The 19,007-nt window shown below is 68.4% G+C and carries 15 protein-coding genes; 6 read left to right on the top strand and 9 right to left on the bottom strand.

Translation table 11 applies throughout. The annotated features are described in order from the left end of the window. Nucleotides 1–68: 68 nt before the first annotated feature. On the top strand, nucleotides 69–3,473 hold the full coding sequence (locus AB4Z48_RS31225; RefSeq protein WP_441621183.1) for an ATP-binding protein: 3,405 nt from the start codon (nucleotides 69–71) through the stop codon (nucleotides 3,471–3,473). Nucleotides 3,474–3,543: 70 nt separating this feature from the next. On the opposite strand, the gene AB4Z48_RS31220 is transcribed toward AB4Z48_RS31225, so the two are convergent. The 3 genes from AB4Z48_RS31220 to AB4Z48_RS31210 all read right to left on the bottom strand — a co-directional run bounded on the left by AB4Z48_RS31220 (nucleotide 3,544) and on the right by AB4Z48_RS31210 (nucleotide 6,542). After that, nucleotides 3,544–4,272, bottom strand: a complete 729-nt coding sequence (locus AB4Z48_RS31220) for an IclR family transcriptional regulator (RefSeq protein WP_441621200.1) — start codon at nucleotides 4,270–4,272, stop codon at nucleotides 3,544–3,546. A gap of 328 nt (nucleotides 4,273–4,600) precedes the next feature. Continuing rightward, nucleotides 4,601–5,476, bottom strand: a complete 876-nt coding sequence (locus AB4Z48_RS31215; RefSeq protein WP_441621181.1) for a TauD/TfdA dioxygenase family protein — start codon at nucleotides 5,474–5,476, stop codon at nucleotides 4,601–4,603. A gap of 64 nt (nucleotides 5,477–5,540) precedes the next feature. Beyond that, entirely contained in the window at nucleotides 5,541–6,542 is a 1,002-nt protein-coding gene (locus AB4Z48_RS31210; RefSeq protein ID WP_441621179.1) for a Bug family tripartite tricarboxylate transporter substrate binding protein, read from the bottom strand. Nucleotides 6,543–6,646: 104 nt separating this feature from the next. Between AB4Z48_RS31210 and AB4Z48_RS31205 the strand changes: the two genes are divergently transcribed. The 3 genes from AB4Z48_RS31205 to AB4Z48_RS31195 all read left to right on the top strand — a co-directional run bounded on the left by AB4Z48_RS31205 (nucleotide 6,647) and on the right by AB4Z48_RS31195 (nucleotide 9,844). Then, nucleotides 6,647–7,294: an IclR family transcriptional regulator gene (locus tag AB4Z48_RS31205; protein ID WP_441621177.1), complete on the top strand. Its 648-nt coding sequence runs from the start codon at nucleotides 6,647–6,649 to the stop codon at nucleotides 7,292–7,294. Between the two features lie 296 nt (nucleotides 7,295–7,590). After that, the gene (gdhA, locus tag AB4Z48_RS31200; RefSeq protein ID WP_441621175.1) at nucleotides 7,591–8,934 is read left to right on the top strand and encodes an NADP-specific glutamate dehydrogenase; all 1,344 of its coding nucleotides are present in this window, start codon (nucleotides 7,591–7,593) and stop codon (nucleotides 8,932–8,934) included. Between the two features lie 133 nt (nucleotides 8,935–9,067). Beyond that, nucleotides 9,068–9,844, top strand: coding sequence for a GntR family transcriptional regulator (locus AB4Z48_RS31195; protein WP_441621199.1), 777 nt, complete (start codon nucleotides 9,068–9,070; stop codon nucleotides 9,842–9,844). Nucleotides 9,845–9,904: 60 nt separating this feature from the next. On the opposite strand, the gene AB4Z48_RS31190 is transcribed toward AB4Z48_RS31195, so the two are convergent. The 6 genes from AB4Z48_RS31190 to AB4Z48_RS31165 form a co-directional block, all read right to left on the bottom strand. Beyond that, entirely contained in the window at nucleotides 9,905–10,840 is a 936-nt protein-coding gene (locus AB4Z48_RS31190; RefSeq protein ID WP_441621173.1) for a VOC family protein, read from the bottom strand. Nucleotides 10,841–10,861: 21 nt separating this feature from the next. Further along, the gene (locus AB4Z48_RS31185; protein ID WP_441621172.1) at nucleotides 10,862–11,734 is read right to left on the bottom strand and encodes a fumarylacetoacetate hydrolase family protein; all 873 of its coding nucleotides are present in this window, start codon (nucleotides 11,732–11,734) and stop codon (nucleotides 10,862–10,864) included. A 273-nt stretch (nucleotides 11,735–12,007) separates the two neighbouring features. After that, nucleotides 12,008–14,128 carry a 2Fe-2S iron-sulfur cluster-binding protein gene (locus tag AB4Z48_RS31180; RefSeq protein WP_441621170.1) on the bottom strand — a complete coding sequence of 707 codons (2,121 nt, stop codon included), beginning with the start codon at nucleotides 14,126–14,128 and terminating at the stop codon, nucleotides 12,008–12,010. Between the two features lie 49 nt (nucleotides 14,129–14,177). Continuing rightward, nucleotides 14,178–14,789, bottom strand: a complete 612-nt coding sequence (locus AB4Z48_RS31175) for a glutathione S-transferase family protein (RefSeq protein WP_441621168.1) — start codon at nucleotides 14,787–14,789, stop codon at nucleotides 14,178–14,180. Between the two features lie 250 nt (nucleotides 14,790–15,039). After that, on the bottom strand, nucleotides 15,040–15,939 hold the full coding sequence (locus tag AB4Z48_RS31170) for a LysR family transcriptional regulator (protein WP_441621166.1): 900 nt from the start codon (nucleotides 15,937–15,939) through the stop codon (nucleotides 15,040–15,042). 95 nt (nucleotides 15,940–16,034) lie between these two features. Beyond that, complete coding sequence (locus AB4Z48_RS31165) at nucleotides 16,035–17,018, bottom strand: NAD(P)H-quinone oxidoreductase (RefSeq protein ID WP_441621164.1); 984 nt, start codon at nucleotides 17,016–17,018, stop codon at nucleotides 16,035–16,037. A 136-nt stretch (nucleotides 17,019–17,154) separates the two neighbouring features. Between AB4Z48_RS31165 and AB4Z48_RS31160 the strand changes: the two genes are divergently transcribed. Both AB4Z48_RS31160 and AB4Z48_RS31155 read left to right on the top strand, forming a co-directional pair. Next, the gene (locus tag AB4Z48_RS31160) at nucleotides 17,155–18,033 is read left to right on the top strand and encodes a LysR family transcriptional regulator (protein WP_441621162.1); all 879 of its coding nucleotides are present in this window, start codon (nucleotides 17,155–17,157) and stop codon (nucleotides 18,031–18,033) included. Nucleotides 18,034–18,156: 123 nt separating this feature from the next. Continuing rightward, the gene (locus AB4Z48_RS31155; RefSeq protein WP_441621160.1) at nucleotides 18,157–18,975 is read left to right on the top strand and encodes an isocitrate lyase/PEP mutase family protein; all 819 of its coding nucleotides are present in this window, start codon (nucleotides 18,157–18,159) and stop codon (nucleotides 18,973–18,975) included. Nucleotides 18,976–19,007 lie beyond the last annotated feature (32 nt).

Below are 19,007 nucleotides of genomic sequence, written 5' to 3'. Positions count from 1 at the left end.
GGCGACCCAGTCTTGCGACGACAGGCAAGGGGGCGTTTAATTACCTGGAGGACGTCCAGGGAGCATCTATGGCGCGCTGCACAAATTGTGAGCTCGAGAATGCCGTTGGCGCCAGTTTTTGTGAGCAGTGCGGCAACCGGCTCCCGCGTCTCTGCGTGCGCTGTGGCCACGAAATGAATCCGACGGCGCGCTTCTGCAGTGCTTGCGGCGAGCCCGTCAGTGAATTGCCGCAACCCGCCGCCGCCGCCCCCGTTCATTACACGCCACCGCATCTGGCCGAGCGTATCCGGGCCGAGCAGGCGGCGCTGGAAGCCCGGGGAGATACCGCTGGCGAACGCAAGACAATCACCGTCCTGTTTGCCGATATGGCGGGCTCGACCACCCTGATCCACGACCTGGACCCGGAAGAGGCCCATCACCTGATCACCCCCGTCATCGAGCTGATGATGGAGGCCGTGCATTACTACGAGGGGTACGTGGCCAAGTCATTGGGCGACGGCATTCTCGCGCTGTTCGGCGCACCGATCGCGCATGAGGACCATACCCAGCGCGCATTGTTCGCGGCGCTGCGCATGCAGGAGGCGATGCGCCGGCACAGCGACCGGCTCCGGCTGGAGCAGGGCATCTCGCTGCAGATCCGGGTGGGCGTCCACACGGGCGAGGTGGTCGTGCGCTCGATCCGCAAGGACGACCTGCACACTGACTATGATCCGGTGGGGCACACGATCCACATTGCCGCGCGGATTGAAACAATGGCTGCGCCCACATCCATTCTCGTCAGCGAATCCACCCACAAGCTCGCCGAAGGGTATTTCGAGTTCAAGGCGCTGGGAGAGGCCCTGGTCAAAGGCATCCCCAAACCGCTCGTGGTCTACGAGGTGCTGGGTCTCGGGGCGTTGCGCACGCGCCTGCAGGTGGCGGCTCACCGCGGCCTGGCTCGCTTCGTCGGCCGCGAAGCCGAACTGGAGGCGCTGCACCTGGCGCTGGACCAGTCCGTGGCCGGGCACGGGCAGATCGTCGCGGTGGTGGGGGAGGCCGGCGTCGGCAAGTCGCGCCTGTTCCACGAGTTCAAGGCGCGCTCGCAGAGCGGATCCCTGGTGCTGGAGACTTTTTCGGTCTCGCATGGCAAAGCCTTTGCCTATCTGCCCCTGATCGAGCTCCTGAAGAACTACTTTCAGATCACCGCCCAGGACGACAAGCGGCGATGCCACGAGAAGGTCACGGGCAAGGTCCTCACGCTGGAGCGCAGCCTCGAGGACCTCATGCCCTATCTGCTCTATCTGCTGGGTATCGTCGGGCCCGGCTCGGCGCTGGCGGACATGGGCGCAGACCTTCGGCGCGAGCGCACGTTCGAGGCGATCACGCGCCTGCTGGAGCGAGAAAGCCGGAATCAGCCCATTGAGCTGCTGTTCGAAGACCTGCAATGGCTGGATAACGAGACAGAAGCCTTTCTCGCTTACCTCGTCGAGCGGGCGGCGGATGCCCGGATTCTCCTCCTTGTGAACTACCGCGCCGAGTACCAGCCCGCCTGGGTCAGGCAGGACAATTGCACGGAATTGCGGCTCGCCCCGCTTGGTCCTGCCGAGGCGCAAGGCCTGCTCGGCGGCTTGCTGGGCGATGACCCCGGTCTCGGGCCGCTCAGGCAGCTCATCCTGGAAAAAACCGAGGGCAACCCCTTCTTCATGGAGGAGGTCGTCCAGACCCTCGCCGAGGAAAAGGCGCTGCTCGGTGAGCCCGGCCGGTACCGCATCGAGAAGACCCCGGCCGCGCTGCATATTCCGACCACGGTACAGGGCGTGCTCGCGGCGCGCATGGATCGGCTGCCATCCGCGCAGAAGGAACTGTTGCAGACCCTGGCCGTGATCGGCAAGGCATTCCCGTTGAGCCTGATCCGGCAGGTCACCGGGCAGCCGGAAGACCGCCTGTATCCGTTGTTGGCCGGTCTGCAGGCCGGAGAGTTTATCTACGGGCAACCCGCCTTTCCGGAGGTGGAGTATGCGTTCAGGCACGCGCTGACTCAGGAGGTCGCGGGCAACTCCCTGCTCTCGGAACAGCGCTGCGCATTGCATGAACGCACGGGGCGGGCCATCGAGGCCCTCTTCCGTCAGCAGTTGAAAGGCCACTGCAGCGAACTGGCCCATCACTACAGTCACAGCGGCAACATCCCCAAGGCGGTGGAGTACCTGCATTGTGCCGGGCGTCAGGCCGTTGAGCGTTCGGCGCATCTCGATGCCATCCGTCACCTGAGTACGGCCCTGGAACTGCTCGAGCGCCTGCCCGACACGCCGGAGCGCGCAGGCCAGGAGCTTGCATTGCGCGTCACGCTGGGGCCCGCCCTGATTGCCGCGAGAGGTTATGCCTCGCCGGAGGTGGAGGCCACCTATACCCGGGCGCTGACCTTGTGCGAACTCGCTGGCAACACCCCTCAGCGCTTCGAGGTGAAGTTGGGAATGCGCGCTTTCTATTCGCTTCGTGCGCAGCACGAAACCGCGTATGTGCTAGGGGAGGCGCTGCTCAGGTTTGCCGAGGATGCGCAAGATACGGCGTTGCTCGGACAGGCGCACGTTGCGCTGGGAGGCACTTCACTATACCTGGGCGAGTTCCACGAGGCGCGGGCGCACCTGGAGCGTGGGCTTGCCCACTATGAACCTGAGTCGATCGCCCCTGGCGCACTGTTCGGTCAGGATTACGGGGTCCGTGGCCGCAGCCTCCTGGCATGGGTCTTATGGCATCTTGGCCTGCCGGCGCAAGCCAGCCAGGCCACCCAGGATGCACTGACCCTGGCCCGGAAGATTACGCATCCTTTCAGCCTCGCGCTCGGCCTGGCCTTTGCGGCCGAGCTGCATCAGTACCGGCGCGACGTACAACTGACCAGGGAGTGCGCCGAAGCCGCCATCACGCTCTCGACCGAGCACGGGTTTCCCTTCTGGCTCGCATGGGGCACCATCCTGCGGGGTTGGGCGTTGGCCGAACAGGGGAGCCGTGAAGAGGGCATCGTCCAGATCCGCCGTGGCCTGGCCGCCTACCAGGCCACGGGGGCCGAGCTGGGCCGGCCTTATTTCCTGGCCCTGCTGGCCCAGGTCTACGAGGACGCCGGACAAACCGAGGCCGGACTCGACGTGCTGGCCGACGGGCTCTCCATGATCGGCAATACGCGGGAACGCCACTACGAAGCGGAACTGCATCGGCTCCAGGGGGAATTGCTTCTCCATCGGCCGGGCGGGTCCGCCGACCCTGAAGCGGCGGAAGCGTGTTTTCATCGGGCCATCGCGATTGCCCGGCAGCAAGGCGGGAAGTCGCTTGAGCTGCGCGCGGCGCTGAGCCTCGCCCGGCTATGGGAACACCAGGACAAGGCGGAAGCCGCGCGGCAGACGCTGGCCGGGATTCACGCGTCCTTCACGGAAGGGTTCGACACCGCCGACTGGCAGCAGGCCAAGGCCCTGCTGGATGCCGCGATCGAAGGCCGGATGTAAGTCCGCAATCTTTATTCTGTTTGAATCACCCGTTCTCTACCTGGCAAACGGCGGCGTCCATGCAGGCTGCTCAGAAAGTAGCGGCCAGCTCCCTGGCCGTTTCCTGCAGGCGTGGCACGAACTCCAGCGAGCGCGACAGCGGCGAGCGGGCCGTGGGTGCATGCACCGCCAGCGCCGCAACCACATGTCCGCGCTCGTCGCGCACCGGCACCGCCACGCAGGAAATGCCAGCGACGAATTCCTCGTTGTCCACGCCGAGCTGCTTGTGCGCGCTGCGGTCCAGCTCGGCTTCGAGCAGTTCCACGTCGGTGATGGTGTTGGGCGTGAAGCGCTCCAGCGGCAGTTGCCGCACCAGCGCCGCGCGTTGCTCGCGCGGCAGCAGCGACAGCAGCAGCTTGCCGCTGGCCGAGCAGTGCAGCGGCACGCGCGAGCCCGGCTTCAGGTCCAGCCGCAGCGGCCACGGCGCTTCCATGCGATCCAGGTACAGCACCGAGGTTTCGTGCAGCATGGTCAGGTTGACCGTCTCGCCGATGTCCGCCACCAGTCGCGCCAGGATGGCGTGGCGCAGCTGGCGCGTGCCCGAATGCGTGACGATGGCCACGCCCAGCCGGGACAGGCGCGGTCCTACCGCGTAGGCGTTGCGCGCGCCGGGCTCGCGGATCACCAGCCCGCCGGACTCCAGCGCGCCAAGCATGCGGTGCAGCGAGGCCTTGGGCGCTTCGAAGCCCTGCATGATCTCCGCCAGCGAGAGAGGGCGGTCGGCCGCCACCAGGAACTCGAGCAGGGCGAAGGCGCGCAGCGTGGGCGTGTCGCGGTCCGCCGCCGGGTCCGGCGGGACGCCGGGCGCCGGCGCGGCCTCCTCCTCTTCGTCCAGGTCCACGGCGGTGACCGCCTGGCGGGCATTCCGTGGTGCTTTTGCCTTAGGTGCTTCAGGAGGCGCCTTGCGCGCCGCCGCAGTTGCTGATGCCGATTTCAATCCAACCTCCGTTCCGGAAAACGAGACAGATTGATTGTACTTCCGGAACGCCAGGGGCTGCTACCCAGGTCGCCCTGCCGTGGGGGTGAGCGCGCGCTCCGGCCAGCCTTTCGCGCAGGGCTGGCCGGATCGAAGGCGCGCGCCGGCTGCCTCAGGCGGCGACCGCAAGCGGCCGGTCGCCGGCGATGGTGGTGCGGTGCAGTTCGCGGTCGAAGCCGTCGTAGTCGTTCATGGCGAGATGCTGCGTGCAGCGGTTGTCCCAGACCGCCAGCGCGCCGCGCGTCCAGCGGAAGCGGCAGGTGAACTCCGGCCGCACCGCGTGGCTGTAGAGGTACTGCAGCAGGGGCGCGCTTTCTTCCTCGGTCATGCCTTCGAAGCGCAGCGTGTAGGTGCTGTTGACGTAGAGCGCCTTCTTGCCGGTGGCCGGATGCACGCGCACCACCGGGTGCGTGACCTCGCTGCTGGCGCGCGCATCGGTGCGCACGTCCATCTTGTGCGCCGGATCGCCGTTGTTGACCACCGCGCCCATGGCGCCGTACGAGCGCACCGGGCTGTGCACGGCGCGCAGGTTGTCCAGCACCGCCTTCAGGCCATCCGACAGCGCATCGTAGGCGCGGTACATATTGGTCCACAGCGTGTCGCCGCCATAGGGCGGGATCACGCGCGCATAGAGCGCGGAGCCCATCGGCGGCTGCTCGGCGTAGCTCATGTCGGAATGCCACAGGCCGCCGAAATTGCGCCGGGTCTGTTCCGTCTTGCCTTTCATCACCGGCAGGATTTCCGGGTGGCCCTGCAGCGCGCGGATGAACGGCACTTCGAGCAGTTCGCCGAAATGCGCGCTGAAGGCCTTGTGCTGCCCGGGCGTGAGTTCCTGGCCGCGGAAGAAGATCACCAGGTGCGCATGCAGCGCGGCGCGGATCTCGGCGAAGGTTTCCGCCGGCAGCGGCTTTGCCAGGTCGACTCCGCCGATCTCCGCACCGAGCGCGCCGGCGATGGGCTGGACTTCGATAAAACGGTATTGCGTCATGGTTGGTCTCCGTGGTGGATGCGGCAGGCTGCGGTCAATGGCCGATGGCCGGTGGCGCCGCGGTTCATTGGATGGTGATGCTGGCGCTGTGCACCAGCGTGCCCCACTTGCGCGCCTCCGCCTCGATATAGCGGCCGAACGGCTGGGGGCCGGCGCCCGAGACGATGCCGCCCATCTCTTCGAGCTTGCGGCGCACGTCGGGCAGGTTCAGCACCGCCTGCAGCTCTGCGTCGAGCCGGGCCACGATGGGTTTGGGGGTGGCCGCCGGCACCAGCACGCCGAACCATCCCGCGATCTCGTAGCCGCGCAGGCCGGCCTCGGCCATGGTGGGCACGTCCGGCAACTGCGGCGAGCGCTGCGCGCTGGTGATGGCCAGCGCGCGCAGCTTGCCGGCCTTCACCAGCGGCAGCGCGGACGGCATGTTGTCGAACATCAGCGGCACGTGGCCGGCCATGGTGTCGTTCAGGCCCGGCGCGCTGCCCTTGTACGGCACGTGGGTCAGGCGCAGGCCGGCGGTGGTGGCGAACAGTTCGCCCGCCAGGTGCAGCGAGGTGCCGGCGCCCGGCGTGGCAAAGCTGAGCGGCGCCGGCTGCCGCTTGCCGTAGTCGACCAGTTCCTGCACCGAATGCACCGGCAGCGCCGGGTTGACCACCAGCAGGTTCGGCACCGCCATCAGCATGGTCACCGGCGCCAGGTCCTTGAGCGGGCTATAGGGCAGGTCGGGATAGAGCGAAGGGTTGATGGCGATGGGGCCGATATTGCCCATCACGATGGTGTAGCCGTCGCCCGGCTGCTTGGCGACGTAGTCGGTGCCCACGTTGCCGCCGGCGCCGGCCTTGTTTTCCACCACCACGGGCTGGCGCAGCCGCTCGCTGAGCTTCTGGCCGACGATGCGCGCCAGCATGTCGGTCGAGCCGCCCGGCGGGTAGGGCACCACCCACTTGATCGGCCGGGAGGGCCAGGCGTCGGCGGCACGCGCGGCAAGCGGGGCGGTGGCCGCAGCCAGTGCGGCCAGGGAGGCAAGGATAAGGAGGGCGCGGGCGCGCGCGGGGGCCAAGGGTGTCATGTTTGTCTCCGTAAGGAACGAGGCGCGGTACTTGCCGCGGCCTTCTCATTGCTTTAGTATGTTCACTAGATGAACGTATAGTCCTCTAGGTGAACGGTTGGCGAATGAAGAATAATAGATCGATCCAGCGGTGTCTAGCCATCCTGCAGGCGTTCCGCCACAACGGGCGTCCCACGCTGGCGGAGCTTTCGCGCGCGGTGGACCTGCCGCATCCCACGGTGCTGCGCTTTCTGCTGACGCTGGAAGAGGACGCCTATGTGGCGCGCGAAGGCAATCGCTGGCGCCTGACCACCCGCATCTTCGAGATCGGTTTCGCGGCGCTGGAAAGCCTCGGCGTGACCGAAGCCGTGCAAGAAGGACTGCAGCAGCTCGCCGACGCCTACTCCGGCACGGCCAACCTGGGCGAAGCCAATCCGGAGGGCGTGATCATCATCGGGCGGGCCATGGCGCCCGCCGAGCGGCGCCGGCTGGTGGTGATGAACCTGCGCGTCGGCAGCGTGCTGCCGCCCGGCAGCGCGCTGGCGATGGCCTTGCCGCTGCCGCCGGGCGAATGGAGCGTGCTGGCCTACCCGGAGAGCAACCAGGTATCGGTTTCGGTGCCGGTGCCCGCCGCGGGGTCGCGGCAGTTGTCGCTGGGCATCTCCACCTCGGCGGGCGAGGCGACGCCGGAGCGGATTCCGGCGGAGATCGTGCCCGCGCTGCAAAGGGCGGCGGCCAATATCAGCCGCCTGATCGGGCTGGCGCCGGTGTGAGCTGCCGCGGGCCGCGCCTGGCCGTTGATCGCACGGAAAAAACGGACTCTGCACCTCGCAGGCGGCGCTTTGCCGTCGCAGCGCTTTCCTCACATGCCTGCCAAGGCACGGCGGATGCTAAAGTTCGCCCTTGTCGATACATGCATACCCAATCATGAATGTATTGACATGGCCGCAACAGCGTCGCCCGGGAAGTCCTGCCGGCGGCGCCGCGGCATCCCTCGGCATGCCGGCGGACATGTATCCGCGGCGGCCGTCTCCTTGCCAAGCAGCACAACCGTTACGAAGAGACACCCGTGAGATCTGCCTCCCTCGAATCCTTCCTGGCCGGGGTTGCCCGGCGCGACCCTGACCAGCCTGAGTTCCTCCAGGCCGTGAAGGAAGTCATGATGACGCTGTGGCCGTTCGTCGAGCAGCATCCGCGCTACGGCGAGCAGGCCCTGCTCGAGCGGCTGGTGGAACCCGAGCGCGTGATCCAGTTCCGCGTGGCATGGACCGACGACCGCGGCCAGGTACAGGTCAACCGCGCATTCCGCGTCCAGCACAGCTCCGCCATCGGCCCCTACAAGGGCGGCATGCGCCTGCATCCCACGGTCAATCTCTCCGTGCTGAAATTCCTCGGCTTCGAGCAGACCTTCAAGAACGCGCTGACCACGCTGCCCATGGGCGGCGGCAAGGGCGGCTCCGACTTCGATCCCAAGGGCAAGTCCGATGGCGAAGTCATGCGCTTCTGCCAGGCGCTGATGACCGAGCTGTACCGCCACCTCGGCCCCGACACCGACGTGCCCGCCGGCGATATCGGCGTGGGCGCGCGCGAGGTCGGCTTCATGACCGGCATGATGAAGAAGCTCTCCAACCAGTCCGCCTGCATCTTTACCGGCAAGGGCCTGGCCTTCGGCGGCAGCCTGATGCGGCCCGAGGCCACGGGCTACGGCACGGTGTACTTCGCGCAGGAGATGCTGCACCGGCGCGGGCGCGGCTTCGACGGCCTGCGCGTGCTGATCTCGGGTTCCGGCAACGTGGCCCAGTTCGCCGCCGAGAAAGCCATCGAACTCGGCGCCAAGGTGCTGACCGTGTCCGACTCCGGCGGCGTGCTGCACTTCCCCAAGGGCATGAACCGCGAGCAGCTGGCCGCGCTGATGGCCTTCAAGAACGAAACCCGCGGCCGCCTGGCCGATTTCGCCGCCGCGCAGGACCTGCATTTCGAGACCGGCCGCACGCCGTGGCATGTGCCTGCCGACGTGGCGCTGCCCTGCGCGACGCAGAACGAGCTCGACGGCAGCGATGCGCAGCGCCTGCTCGCCAACGGCGTGTTCTGCGTGGCCGAAGGCGCCAACATGCCGTCCACGCTGGACGCCGTCGACCACTTCCTGGCCGCGCGCATCCTCTATGCGCCGGGCAAGGCCAGCAACGCCGGCGGCGTGGCCACCTCGGGCCTGGAGATGTCGCAGAACGCCATGCGCCTGTCGTGGCACCACGCCGAGGTCGACGAGAAGCTGCACGCAATCATGAAAGACATCCACGGCAACTGCATTCACTACGGGCAGAAGGCGGACGGCTTCATCAACTACGTGGAGGGCGCCAATGTGGCCGGGTTTGTGAAGGTGGCGGATGCCATGCTGGCGCAAGGGGTGGTGTAGGCGAAGCAGGCGCCTGGCCGGTACGTCGCAGGCGCGGCGCCCCGGCACGCACATCCTCCAAATGCCGGTCGGCCACCGCGGAAATATAGATAAAATGCAGAATATCTATGAAACAGGGGCTGACTTGGCTACCTTGCCAACGCCACATTCCGCCGCATCGCCGGCATCCGCAGAGGAAGGCGCATTCGACACCGGCGGCCGGACCTGGGCGTCCATCCTGGAGCTGACCGTCCGTGAGGAAATCATCCAGGGCAAGCTGGCTGCCGGCAGCAAGCTGCGGCTCAAGGAACTGGCCGAGCGCTACCAGGCCGGCGTGATTCCGCTGCGCGAGGCATTGTCGCGCCTGTGCGCCACCGGCTTCGTCGTGGCCATCGACCAGAAGGGCTTCCGCGTTGCGGAGCTGTCCGAGAGCGAGTTGCTGGACATCACGCGCGTGCGCCAGCAGATCGAGACGCAGGCGCTGCGCGATGCCATCGCGTCGCGCAATGTGGAGTGGGAAGGGCAACTCATCGCCGCGCACCACCGCCTCAAGCGCATCGCCATCCTGCTGCCCGGAGAGGGCCGACACATGAACCCGGAGTGGGAAGAAGCGCATTCCGATTTCCACGCGGCGCTGGTGGCCGGATGCGGCTCGCCGTGGCTGCTGCGTTTTTCCGCCCTGCTGCGCGACCAGACGGCCAGGTACCGCCTGTTGTCGATGGCGTTGCGCAAGACCGGACGCAAGCGCGATGTCGCCGCCGAGCACGAGGCGATCGTCAAGGCCGCGATCGAGGGCGACGCCGAGCTGGCATGCCGGCTGCTGGCCCGGCATTTCCAGGAAACCACCGATCTCGTCATGGCATACCTGGCGGCGCAGAAGGACGCCGCCGCCGCGGGCAAGGCGCGCACCAGGAAGGCGGCTGCGGCATAAGGCAGGAAAACGGCGCCCCGCAGAGTGCCGCTTGCCGTGCCGAAAGGCGCCGTGCCGCCGTCAGGCCTCGGTGTTGTGGATAAAGCAGGGCGGCACGTCGGGACCCCACTGGTACATCGAGTCTTCCGGCGGGAAATCCCCGGCCGGCCAGTCCTGCCCGGCAGAGATGTAGTCGATATCCGCCGAATACTCGCAGAACGAACCCCACGGATCGCGCACGTAGTGGAAGAAGTTGGAGCCCAGCACATGCCGGCCGGTGCCCCAGCCCTCCTTGTAGCCGGCCGCCGCCATCTGCGCGGCGCCCTGGCCCACTTCGTCGATGCTGGCGACATCCCACGCGGCATGGTGCCAGCCGCGCGCCGGGCTGCCGGCAAAGGCCAGCAGGTGATGGTCGCTGCCGTGCGGCGCATGCGTGAAGGCGATGCCTTCGCCCGAGCGGTCCGACAGGCGCAGGCCCAGCGCGTTCTCGTAGAAGGCCAGTGCGCGCGATACGCCCGGCGTGAACAGCAGCACATGCGACAGTCGCCGCGGGCGCACCGTCTTCACGCCGCTGCGAAAGCGCGCGCCGCGCGCGTCGGCCGGGCCATGCACGCTGTCGAGCGGACTCTTGGCGCTGGGTGAAGTCTTGGGGCCAACCTTGACCTGGATGAGGTTGCCGTCGGCATCGAAGAACCACAGTCCCTCCGGCGTGACATGCGCGCCGCCGTCGGCGAAGGTCGCACCGGCGTCGAGCACTTGCCGGCGGATGGCATCGAAGTCGCCCGCGAAGCAGTTGAAGCTCAGGTAGGCGAGCGCCTTGCGCTCCCCGGCGAAGAACTTCGCCCACACGTGCTCGTCCTGCGCCATGACGTCGAGGCGGTCCTGCCGCGGCGTCACCGCCAGGCCGAACGCGCACAGGAAATGCCCGGCCTGCGCCAGGTCCGGCACGGTCAGGGCATAGTGGTCGAGCGAGTGCACGGCGGCCTTGGGCCGGCCATTGTCATTGTATTTATCCATGTGTCTCCTCCGCGAGCCGGCTCAGGCGGCGATGGCTGCCCTGACGGTGCCGGCGGCTGCGGCCTCGTCGGCAATGGTATTGCGCAGCGGGGCGAAGCCGGTTACCGAGATTTCGCACACGTCGCCCGGCTTCATCATCAGCCTGGGCTCGCGCGCCCAGCCGATGCCGCTCGGGGTGCCGGTCACGATGACGTCGCTCGCCTCCAGCGTGATGGCTTCGCTGATCACCGAGATCAGCGTGGCGATGTCGAAGATCATGGTGTCGGTGCTGGCGGACTGCACCACGTTGCCGTTCAGGCGGGTTTCGAGCAGCAGGCCCTTGCCGCCGGCCGGCACTTCGCTGGCCGTGACCAGTTCCGGGCCGAAGGCGCCGGTGGCATCGAAGTTCTTGCCCACCGTCCACTGCGGCGACAGGAACTGGTATTCGCGCACGGAGCCGTCGTTGAACAGCGCATAGCCGGCAATGCAGTCCAGCGCGTCTTCCCTGGAGATATGGCGGCCGCCTTTCTTCAGCACCACGGCCAGCTCGCCTTCGTAATCCAGCGTGTCCGACACGCGCGGACGGATGATGGGCTGGCCGTGGCCGACCAGGCTGGTGTCGTAGCGGGGGAAGATGGTGGGGTAGGCCGGCTGCTCGTACTTGCTTTCCTTGGTGTGGTCCGCGTAGTTCAGGCCGATGCAGAAGATCTTGGACGGATGCTCGACCACGGGCAGGAAGGTGATGTCCGCTTCCGCGACGAGCCGGCCGCCGGTGCGCCCGGCCGCGTAGGTTTCCAGGTCCACGCCGGCCGCCAGCAGCGACTCGAGCGAATCCTCGCCGAGGATGCGGATCTTGTCGCCCTCGCGGGCGCCCAGGAATTTCTTGCCATCGAGGATAAAGCGGACGTAACGCATCGGGGTTCCTGTCTCTGAAGTGGGATCGGGCGACCGCCGGATGGCGGCCGTTGGCAGGAATGCTAGTCTAAAAAATATACAAAAACAATGTTTGTAGATTGTTTTGGCGACTATGCAAGCTCCCGCCGATGGCAGTGAGGCAGGTCTCGGTCCAGGCTGGGAAAGGGTTTGCGGGGAGCCTGGTGACGCATGGGGCGCGCGAGGCGCAAGGGCGCGGCGGCGTCGGCCGGGACCGGCGCCATTCATGCCAGGCCGCCTCGCGGCGGCCTGCGATCAGAGCGCGAGCTGCAACGGCGCGGTTGCCGCCGCATCGTCCGCCGGCGCGGCCGGCACCGCGCAGCAGATCAGCGCTTCGCCGGGAGGCACGTCGAATTCCGGCGCTTCGAGATAGGCCACCGCGCCCTGCACGACGCGCGTGCGGCAGGTGCCGCAACTGCCGTTGCGGCAGCCGAAGTCGGGCGCCAGTCCGCGCTGTTCGGCCAGCTCCAGCAGCGAGCCGGCGTCCGGCGACCAGCGGGCTTCCTTGCCGGAGCGCGTGAAGACCACCGGCACCGGCGCCGTGGCGGGCCTGGGGCCGGGCTCGGGCGCGACCACGGCTTGCGCATGCGTGTCGCGGCGGCGGTGCAGCGCGGCCGGCCCGAAGGCTTCCGCATGGATGCGGTCATCGGCCACGTTGAGCGCGCGCAGGCCGTCGTAGAGGGACTGCATGAAGGGCCCCGGGCCACACAGGTAGAAGTCGTAGTCGCCGAACGGCAGGTGCCGGCGCAACAGGTCGGTGTCGATGCGGCCGGCCTCGTCGAAGTCCTTCTGCGGCTCGGCGTCGCGCGGGTCGCTCAGCACGCGGATGTACTGCACCGCGCCTTGCGCGCCATCGGCCAGCGCCGTCAGTTCGCGTGCGAAGGCGCGCTCGGCCAGCGTGCGAGCGGCATGGAAGAAATAGGCCGGGCGGACATGACGGGTGCGCAGCCCTTCGTAGACCAGGTGCCGCAGCATGGCCAGCATGGGCGTGACGCCGATGCCCGCGGCCAGCAGCACGGCGGGGCGGTGTTCGGCGGCATCGATGGTGAAGGCACCGGCCGGCGGGCGCACCTCGACGATGTCGCCGACCCTGAAATTGTCGTGCAGGTGCTGCGATACGGCGCCTTCGCGCTTGACGCTGATGCGGTAGACGCTGTCCGACGGCGCCGACGAGAGCGTATAGGTCCGGATCGCCGGCGCCGGCGGCGAACCCGTCGTCACGCGGATCGGCAGGTACTGCCCGGCAAGGTGGGGGATCAGTCCGGCGCCGTCGGCAGGTTCGAGGTGAAAGGAGCGGATGCCCATGCTTTCCTCGACCAGCCGCGTCACGCGGAACGGCCGCCAGGCGGTGCTGAGCGAGCGGGCGCGCAGGCGCTCGGCCGCCTCGTCCCAGTTGCCGGTGAGTTCGACCGCGGGCGACGTGCCGTCGGCTTGCGGCACCCAGCGCAGCGGCAGGGCATCCGCGCGCCGCACGACGCTGGCGGGCCTGAAGCGCCAGAGGCGCTCCGCGCCCTGGAAGGCGGCGATCTCAGGCGAATCGAGGATGACTTCCGCCGTGCCGGTCATCTGCAGCAACTCGCCGGTGGCGAAGTCCGCGAACACCAGCCCGGCGCGCGCGTTGAGGAGGAAATTGCCCAGCGTGTTGAAGAACAGGTTGCCGGAGAAATCCGGAATGGTCATGCCGCCGTCGTCGTCCAGCCGCACGAAGCCAGGCTTGCCGCCGCGATGCGACACGTCCACCTGCCGGCTGCCGTCCGGCAGGTCCGCGTAGGAAGCCACGAAGAAGGTATCGGCGCCGGCGATCAGCGCACGGGCACGCGCATCCAGCCCGCCCGCGCGCTGCGGCGCGATGATGCCGGGCGTGCCGGGATCGCGCGTGAAGGCGAAGTTGCGCTGCTGGATGTATTGCGGGCAGTTGCCGAAGCTTTGCCCCACGGCGATCGCGAATACCGTGGCGCCGGGCCCGGATGCCTCGCGGCGGATGGTGCCGTTGAGCCGGTTGCGGCGCCGGGTCAGCAGGTCGATGCCCAGCAGGCCGATGGCGTCGCCGTGCTCCATGCCGCGCTCGGCCGGATCGGCCGCGTCGCGCGCCAGGCCGAGATCGAGCGCCTTGTCGTGCGGGGAGTGCAGGAAGCCCGGCGCGCCGGCGCGCAGCGTGGCCCAGGCGTTGCCGTCGGGATCGACCGCGCCCAGCACCACGACCGGCAGTTGCGCGAAGAACTCGCGATGCTGCTCCGGCATATGGTCGCGCACGAAGCGCCGGCCGAGCTCGTCCATCTTGCGGGCGACGCCGGCGCGCTCCTGCAGCACGCGCTCGCCCGCATGCCAGGGAAGGGGAGGGAGCTGCGCGGGTGCGGATAGCGGGGACTGCGACATGATGGCGATCTCCTTGCCGCGGCACGCGGGCCGCGGCGTGTTCTTGCTGTCAGGCGGCCAGGCCGGCGGGCGTGGTCTGGAATTCGACAAAGCCGCGCAGGGCCTCGACGCGTGCCAGCCAGGCATTGACGTTGGCGTACGCGGCCAGGTCGACGAATCCTTCGGGGGCGCGGGCGATGTAGCCGTACAGCGCCACGTCGGCCAGGGTGGGGTGGTCCGCCGCAAGCCACGGCGAGGCGGCCAGCGCCGCGTCGACGCCCTTGAGGATGGCGTGGGCGCGCGCGATGACTTCCTCGGCATTGAAGCCCGCGCCGAAGACCGTGATCAGGCGCGCGGCGGCGGGGCCGTAGGCGATCTCGCCGGCGGCGACCGACAGCCATTTCTGCACCGCGGCGGCACCGGCGGGCGACGCCGGCAGCCAGTCGGTCTTGCCCAGCTTGGTGGCCAGGTACACCAGGATCGCGTTCGAATCGGTGATCACGGTGTCGCCGTCGACCAGCACGGGCACCTGGCCGAACGGATTGAGCTTGAGGAAGGCGGGCGCCTTGTGCTCGCCTTTGGCGAGATCGACCAGGACGAGCTCGGCATCGGCGCCGATCAGCGAGACAAACAGGCGGACGCGGTGCGAATGGCCGGAGAGCGGGTGGTGGTAGACCTTCATGACTGGATTCCTTGGGAGCGTTTGAGAGGGAACCGCCGCAAGCTGTCTGCGCCGTGCCGGGGTGGCCGTTTGCGTCTTGCCTGAGTGCGTGAAGTCATCTTAGGTCCGCTGCCGTCCGGGAAAAACGGCCCCGGCGAGAAAGGATTCTTCTCGCTGGCCCAACAATGAGGCGCGCCGGGCGCCAGGCGCCGGCGTGGATGGGGCTGCGGTCTGCCGGAGGAAGGGAAGGCGGGCCGGCGCCCGGCGCGCCTCAGTGCAGGGAGGGGTCGGCCCGCAGCGCGTCGATGGCGAGGTCGAGGAAGGCGCGCACCTTGCGCGTGGCATGCCGGCCTTCGCGGTGGATGACGTTGACGGGCAGCGCGGGCGGCTCGAAATCGCCCAGCACGACCTGCAGCGTGCCGGCGCCAAGCTGTGCGGCAACCTGGTACGACAGCAGGCGCACGATGCCGAAGCCGGCCATCGCGGCGACGATGGCCGAATCGTTGGTGGTGGTGACAAGGCGCGGTTCAAGGCGCGTCGGGACCAGGCTGTCGGCGCGGTTGAAGCGCCACTCCGGCGAAGCCGAGACCCCGCTGGCCATGATGAGGGTGTGCCGGCCGAGATCGTCCGGAGACCGCGGCGCGCCGTGGCGCTCGAGATAGGCGGGCGCCGCGCACAGCACGCGCCGCACGCTGCCCACCGGCACGGCCTGCAGCGAGGAGTCGGGCAGCTCGCCGATGCGGATGCCTACGTCGATGCCTTCTTCGACGAGGTTGACCACGCGATCGAGCAGCAGGCAGGTGGCGTCGACATCCGGATAGCGCTGCAGATACTCGGTGACGATCGGCATCACGTACGCCGCGCCGAACAACACCGACGCCGTGATGGTGAGTTGCCCGCGCGGCTCCGCATGGGAGCCGGTGGCCAGCAGCTCGGCATCGTCTATCTCGCCCAGGATGCGCCGGCAGTTCTCGAAGTAGGCCGAGCCGGTATCGGTCAGCCGCACCAGCCGCGTGGTGCGGGTCAGCAGGCGCACGGCGAGATGCTCTTCCAGCTCATTGACGATCCGGCTGACGACCGATGGCGACACATCGAGCTTGCGCGCGGCGGAGGTGAAACCGCCGGTTTCCACCACGGTGACGAAGGTCTTCATGGCTTGCAGTCGGTCCACCGTCTCTCCCCGTTTGCCCTGTGCGCATGGCGGCGCTTTGTGGCGAGTATAGCGCTGGTGGACAGGGCAAGCCGTACCCCGCCCCGCGGGGACCTTCAGTCGATCGCGAGCACGATATTGCCCACGCTCAGGTTCGACTCCATGCGGCGGTGCGCGCCGGCGGCATCGGCGAGCGGGAACACGCTGTCCACCACGGGCGACAGCTCGCCCGCCGCGAAGCGATGCAGCCAGCGCTCGGCAAAGCGTTGCGTCATCGCGTGCTTCGCCTGCGGCGTGCGCGACTTCATCACCGTGCCGATGATCTGCAGGTGGCCGTAGAGCAGCCGGTCCAGCGGCAGCGTAGCCCCCTCGATGCCGCCCATGAGCCCGACCTGGACCAGCCTGCCGCCGTTCGCCAGCGAGCGCACATTGCGCTCAAGGTAAGGCGCGCCGATGAAGTCGATGACGACATCCACGCCGCGCCCGTCCGTCGCATGGGCCACCGCCTCGGCGAAGTCCTGCGCCTTGTAGTCAATGGCCACGTCGGCGCCCAGCTCGCGCACGCGGCCGAGCTTGCCCGCGCCGGCGGTGGCGAACACCCTGGCGCCCGCGGCATGCGCGAGCTGCACCGCCGCCGAGCCCACCCCGCCCGCCGCGGCGTGGATCAGCACGGCATCGCCTGCCTGCACGCGGCCAAGGTGGATCAGCGCCTCGTGCGCGGTGACGTACACCTCCGGGATCGCCGCGGCGCGCACGTAGTCGATGCTGTCCGGAATGCGCATGGCCATGCGGTGGTCGATGCGCGCGGCCTGCGCATAGGCGCCGCCGCCGACGATGCCCATCACGCGGTCGCCGGGCGCGAAGCCGGTGACATCCGCGCCTGCCGCGATCACTTCGCCGGCAATCTCCAGCCCCATGATGTCCGAGTCGCCGAAGGACTGGCGGCCGTAGCCGCCGCGCCGCTGGATCAGGTCGGCGCGGTTCACGCCGGCGGCATGGTTGCGCACGAGCAGGTCGTGCGGGCGCAGCGCCGGAGCGGGCACCTCTTCGAGCTGCAATACGTCGGCTTCGCCGAATTCCTTGAAGGTGATGGCTTTCATGCGCGTTTCATGTGAGTTTTTCCCGGAGACGCCCTGTGCGTCGCATGTGGCAAGTATAGGTTTGCAATGCGACGAATTTATGCTGCATTATTCCATCTCAGAGATGCAAATTTGCATCGCACAGGAGCAGCTCTTCATGAACTGGGACGACACCCGGATCTTTCTTGCCGTGCAGCGGGAGCGGACGCTGCGGCGCGCCGCCAGGACGCTCGAGCTCGACCAGGCCACGGTCGGCCGGCGCATCGGGGCGCTGGAGCGCGCGCTGGGCGCCACCTTGTTCCTGCGCACTTCCGACGGCTATGCGCTGACGCCGGCGGGCGAGGCCGTGCTGCGCTCGGCGGAGAAGATGGAGCAATCGGCGCACGACCTCGTCAGGCACGCGCAGGGCGTGGATACGCGGCTCGAAGGCGAGGTGCGCGTGACTACCACGGACTCGCTGGCGCTGGAGTTCCTGATCCCCGCGATCGGCCGCCTGCACGGCGCCCATCCCGATGTGAAGATCCTGCTCAATACGTCCACCAACATGCTCAACCTGGCACGGCGCGAGGCGGATATCGCGGTCAGGACCAGGAAGCCGGAGAACCCCGATCTGGTGGCGCGCCGGCTGGCCCGCTGGCCGGTCGGGCTGTATGCCTCGCCCGCCTACCTGGAGCGGCACGGCGAGCCGGTGGYCGGCACCGCGTTCGCCGGTCACGACCTGGTCGTCTTCCAGCCGCTGATGACCGGCAACCGCGCGCCGACGATGGTCGGCGAGCCCATGCACGCGGGCCGTATCGTTGCTGGCGTCTATTCCAGCCTGATGCTGCGCACGGCCATCAAGGCCGGCATCGCCATCGGCGAAGTGCCGGTCTACCTGGCCGAGCGCGAAGGGCTGGTGCGGATCTGGCCTGAGCGCACGCACGCCATGCAATACGAGGTCTGGCTCGTCACCCACCAGGACCTGCGCCACACCGCGCGCGTGCGGGCCATGATCGACGAGATCGTGCATGCGTTCGAAAGCCGCGAGGACGGCTGACCGGCGCGCTGGCCTTGCGCCGCCGTTCGCAGTAGAGTTTCCCGGCCCGGCGCCTTTTGCGTTTTGCCTTTTGCCTTTTGCCTCGCCGCGCCAATCGCACACAAAGCAGGACAGGAGACATCGATGACCCGCACCACCGCCGGCAAGCGAGCCGCCTTCCGCGCCCTGCACGAGCAGGGCTGTTTCGTGCTGCCCAATCCCTGGGACGTGGGTAGCGCGCGCATGCTGCAGCACCTTGGCTTCTGCGCGCTGGCTTCGACCAGCTCGGGCCTGGCGTGGTCGCTGGGGCGCGCCGACAACGCGGTCGGGCGCGACGACGTGCTGCAGCACCTGACCGCCCTGTGCGCCGCCGTCGACCTGCCCGTCAATGCGGATTTCGAATCCGGCTTCGCCGACGATCCGCAAGGCGTGGCCGGCAATGTGCGCCTCGCCGTCCAGGCAGGCGTGGCCGGCCTGTCCATCGAGGATCTCGATGCGCGCGGCGGCGGGCTGTATGACAAGGCGCTCGCCGTCGAGCGCATCCGCGCCGCGCGTGCCGCCATCGACGATTCGGGCGAAGACGTGCTCCTGGTCGCCCGCACCGAAGGCATGCTCGCCGACCCCACCGCGCTCGCGCCCGCCATCGACAAGCTGGTCGCCTTCGCCGAGGCCGGCGCCGATTGCCTGTACGCGCCCGGCGTGGTGGCGAAGGCCGATATCGTGGCCATGGTCCGCGCCGTCGCGCCCAGGCCGCTCAACGTGCTGATGATGCGTCCCGGGATGAGCGTGGCCGAACTGGCCGACCTGGGCGTGCGGCGCATCAGCGTCGGCGGCGGGCTGGCACGCGCGGCATGGGCCGGCATGCTGGCTGCCGCCGAACAGCTCAAGGCCGGTTCGTTCGAAGGGCTGGGCGGCGCGACGCCGTCCCGGCAACTGAACGATATCTTCGGCAGCTTCACCTGAACTGCGGCCGCGGACGCGCCATGAAAGGGGCG

The organism is Cupriavidus sp. 2TAF22, from assembly GCF_052115045.1.
Classification (GTDB): Bacteria; Pseudomonadota; Gammaproteobacteria; order Burkholderiales; family Burkholderiaceae; genus Cupriavidus.
The sequence above is the reverse complement of the archived record's forward strand: the minus strand, read 5'-3'. Positions and strand labels throughout refer to the sequence as shown.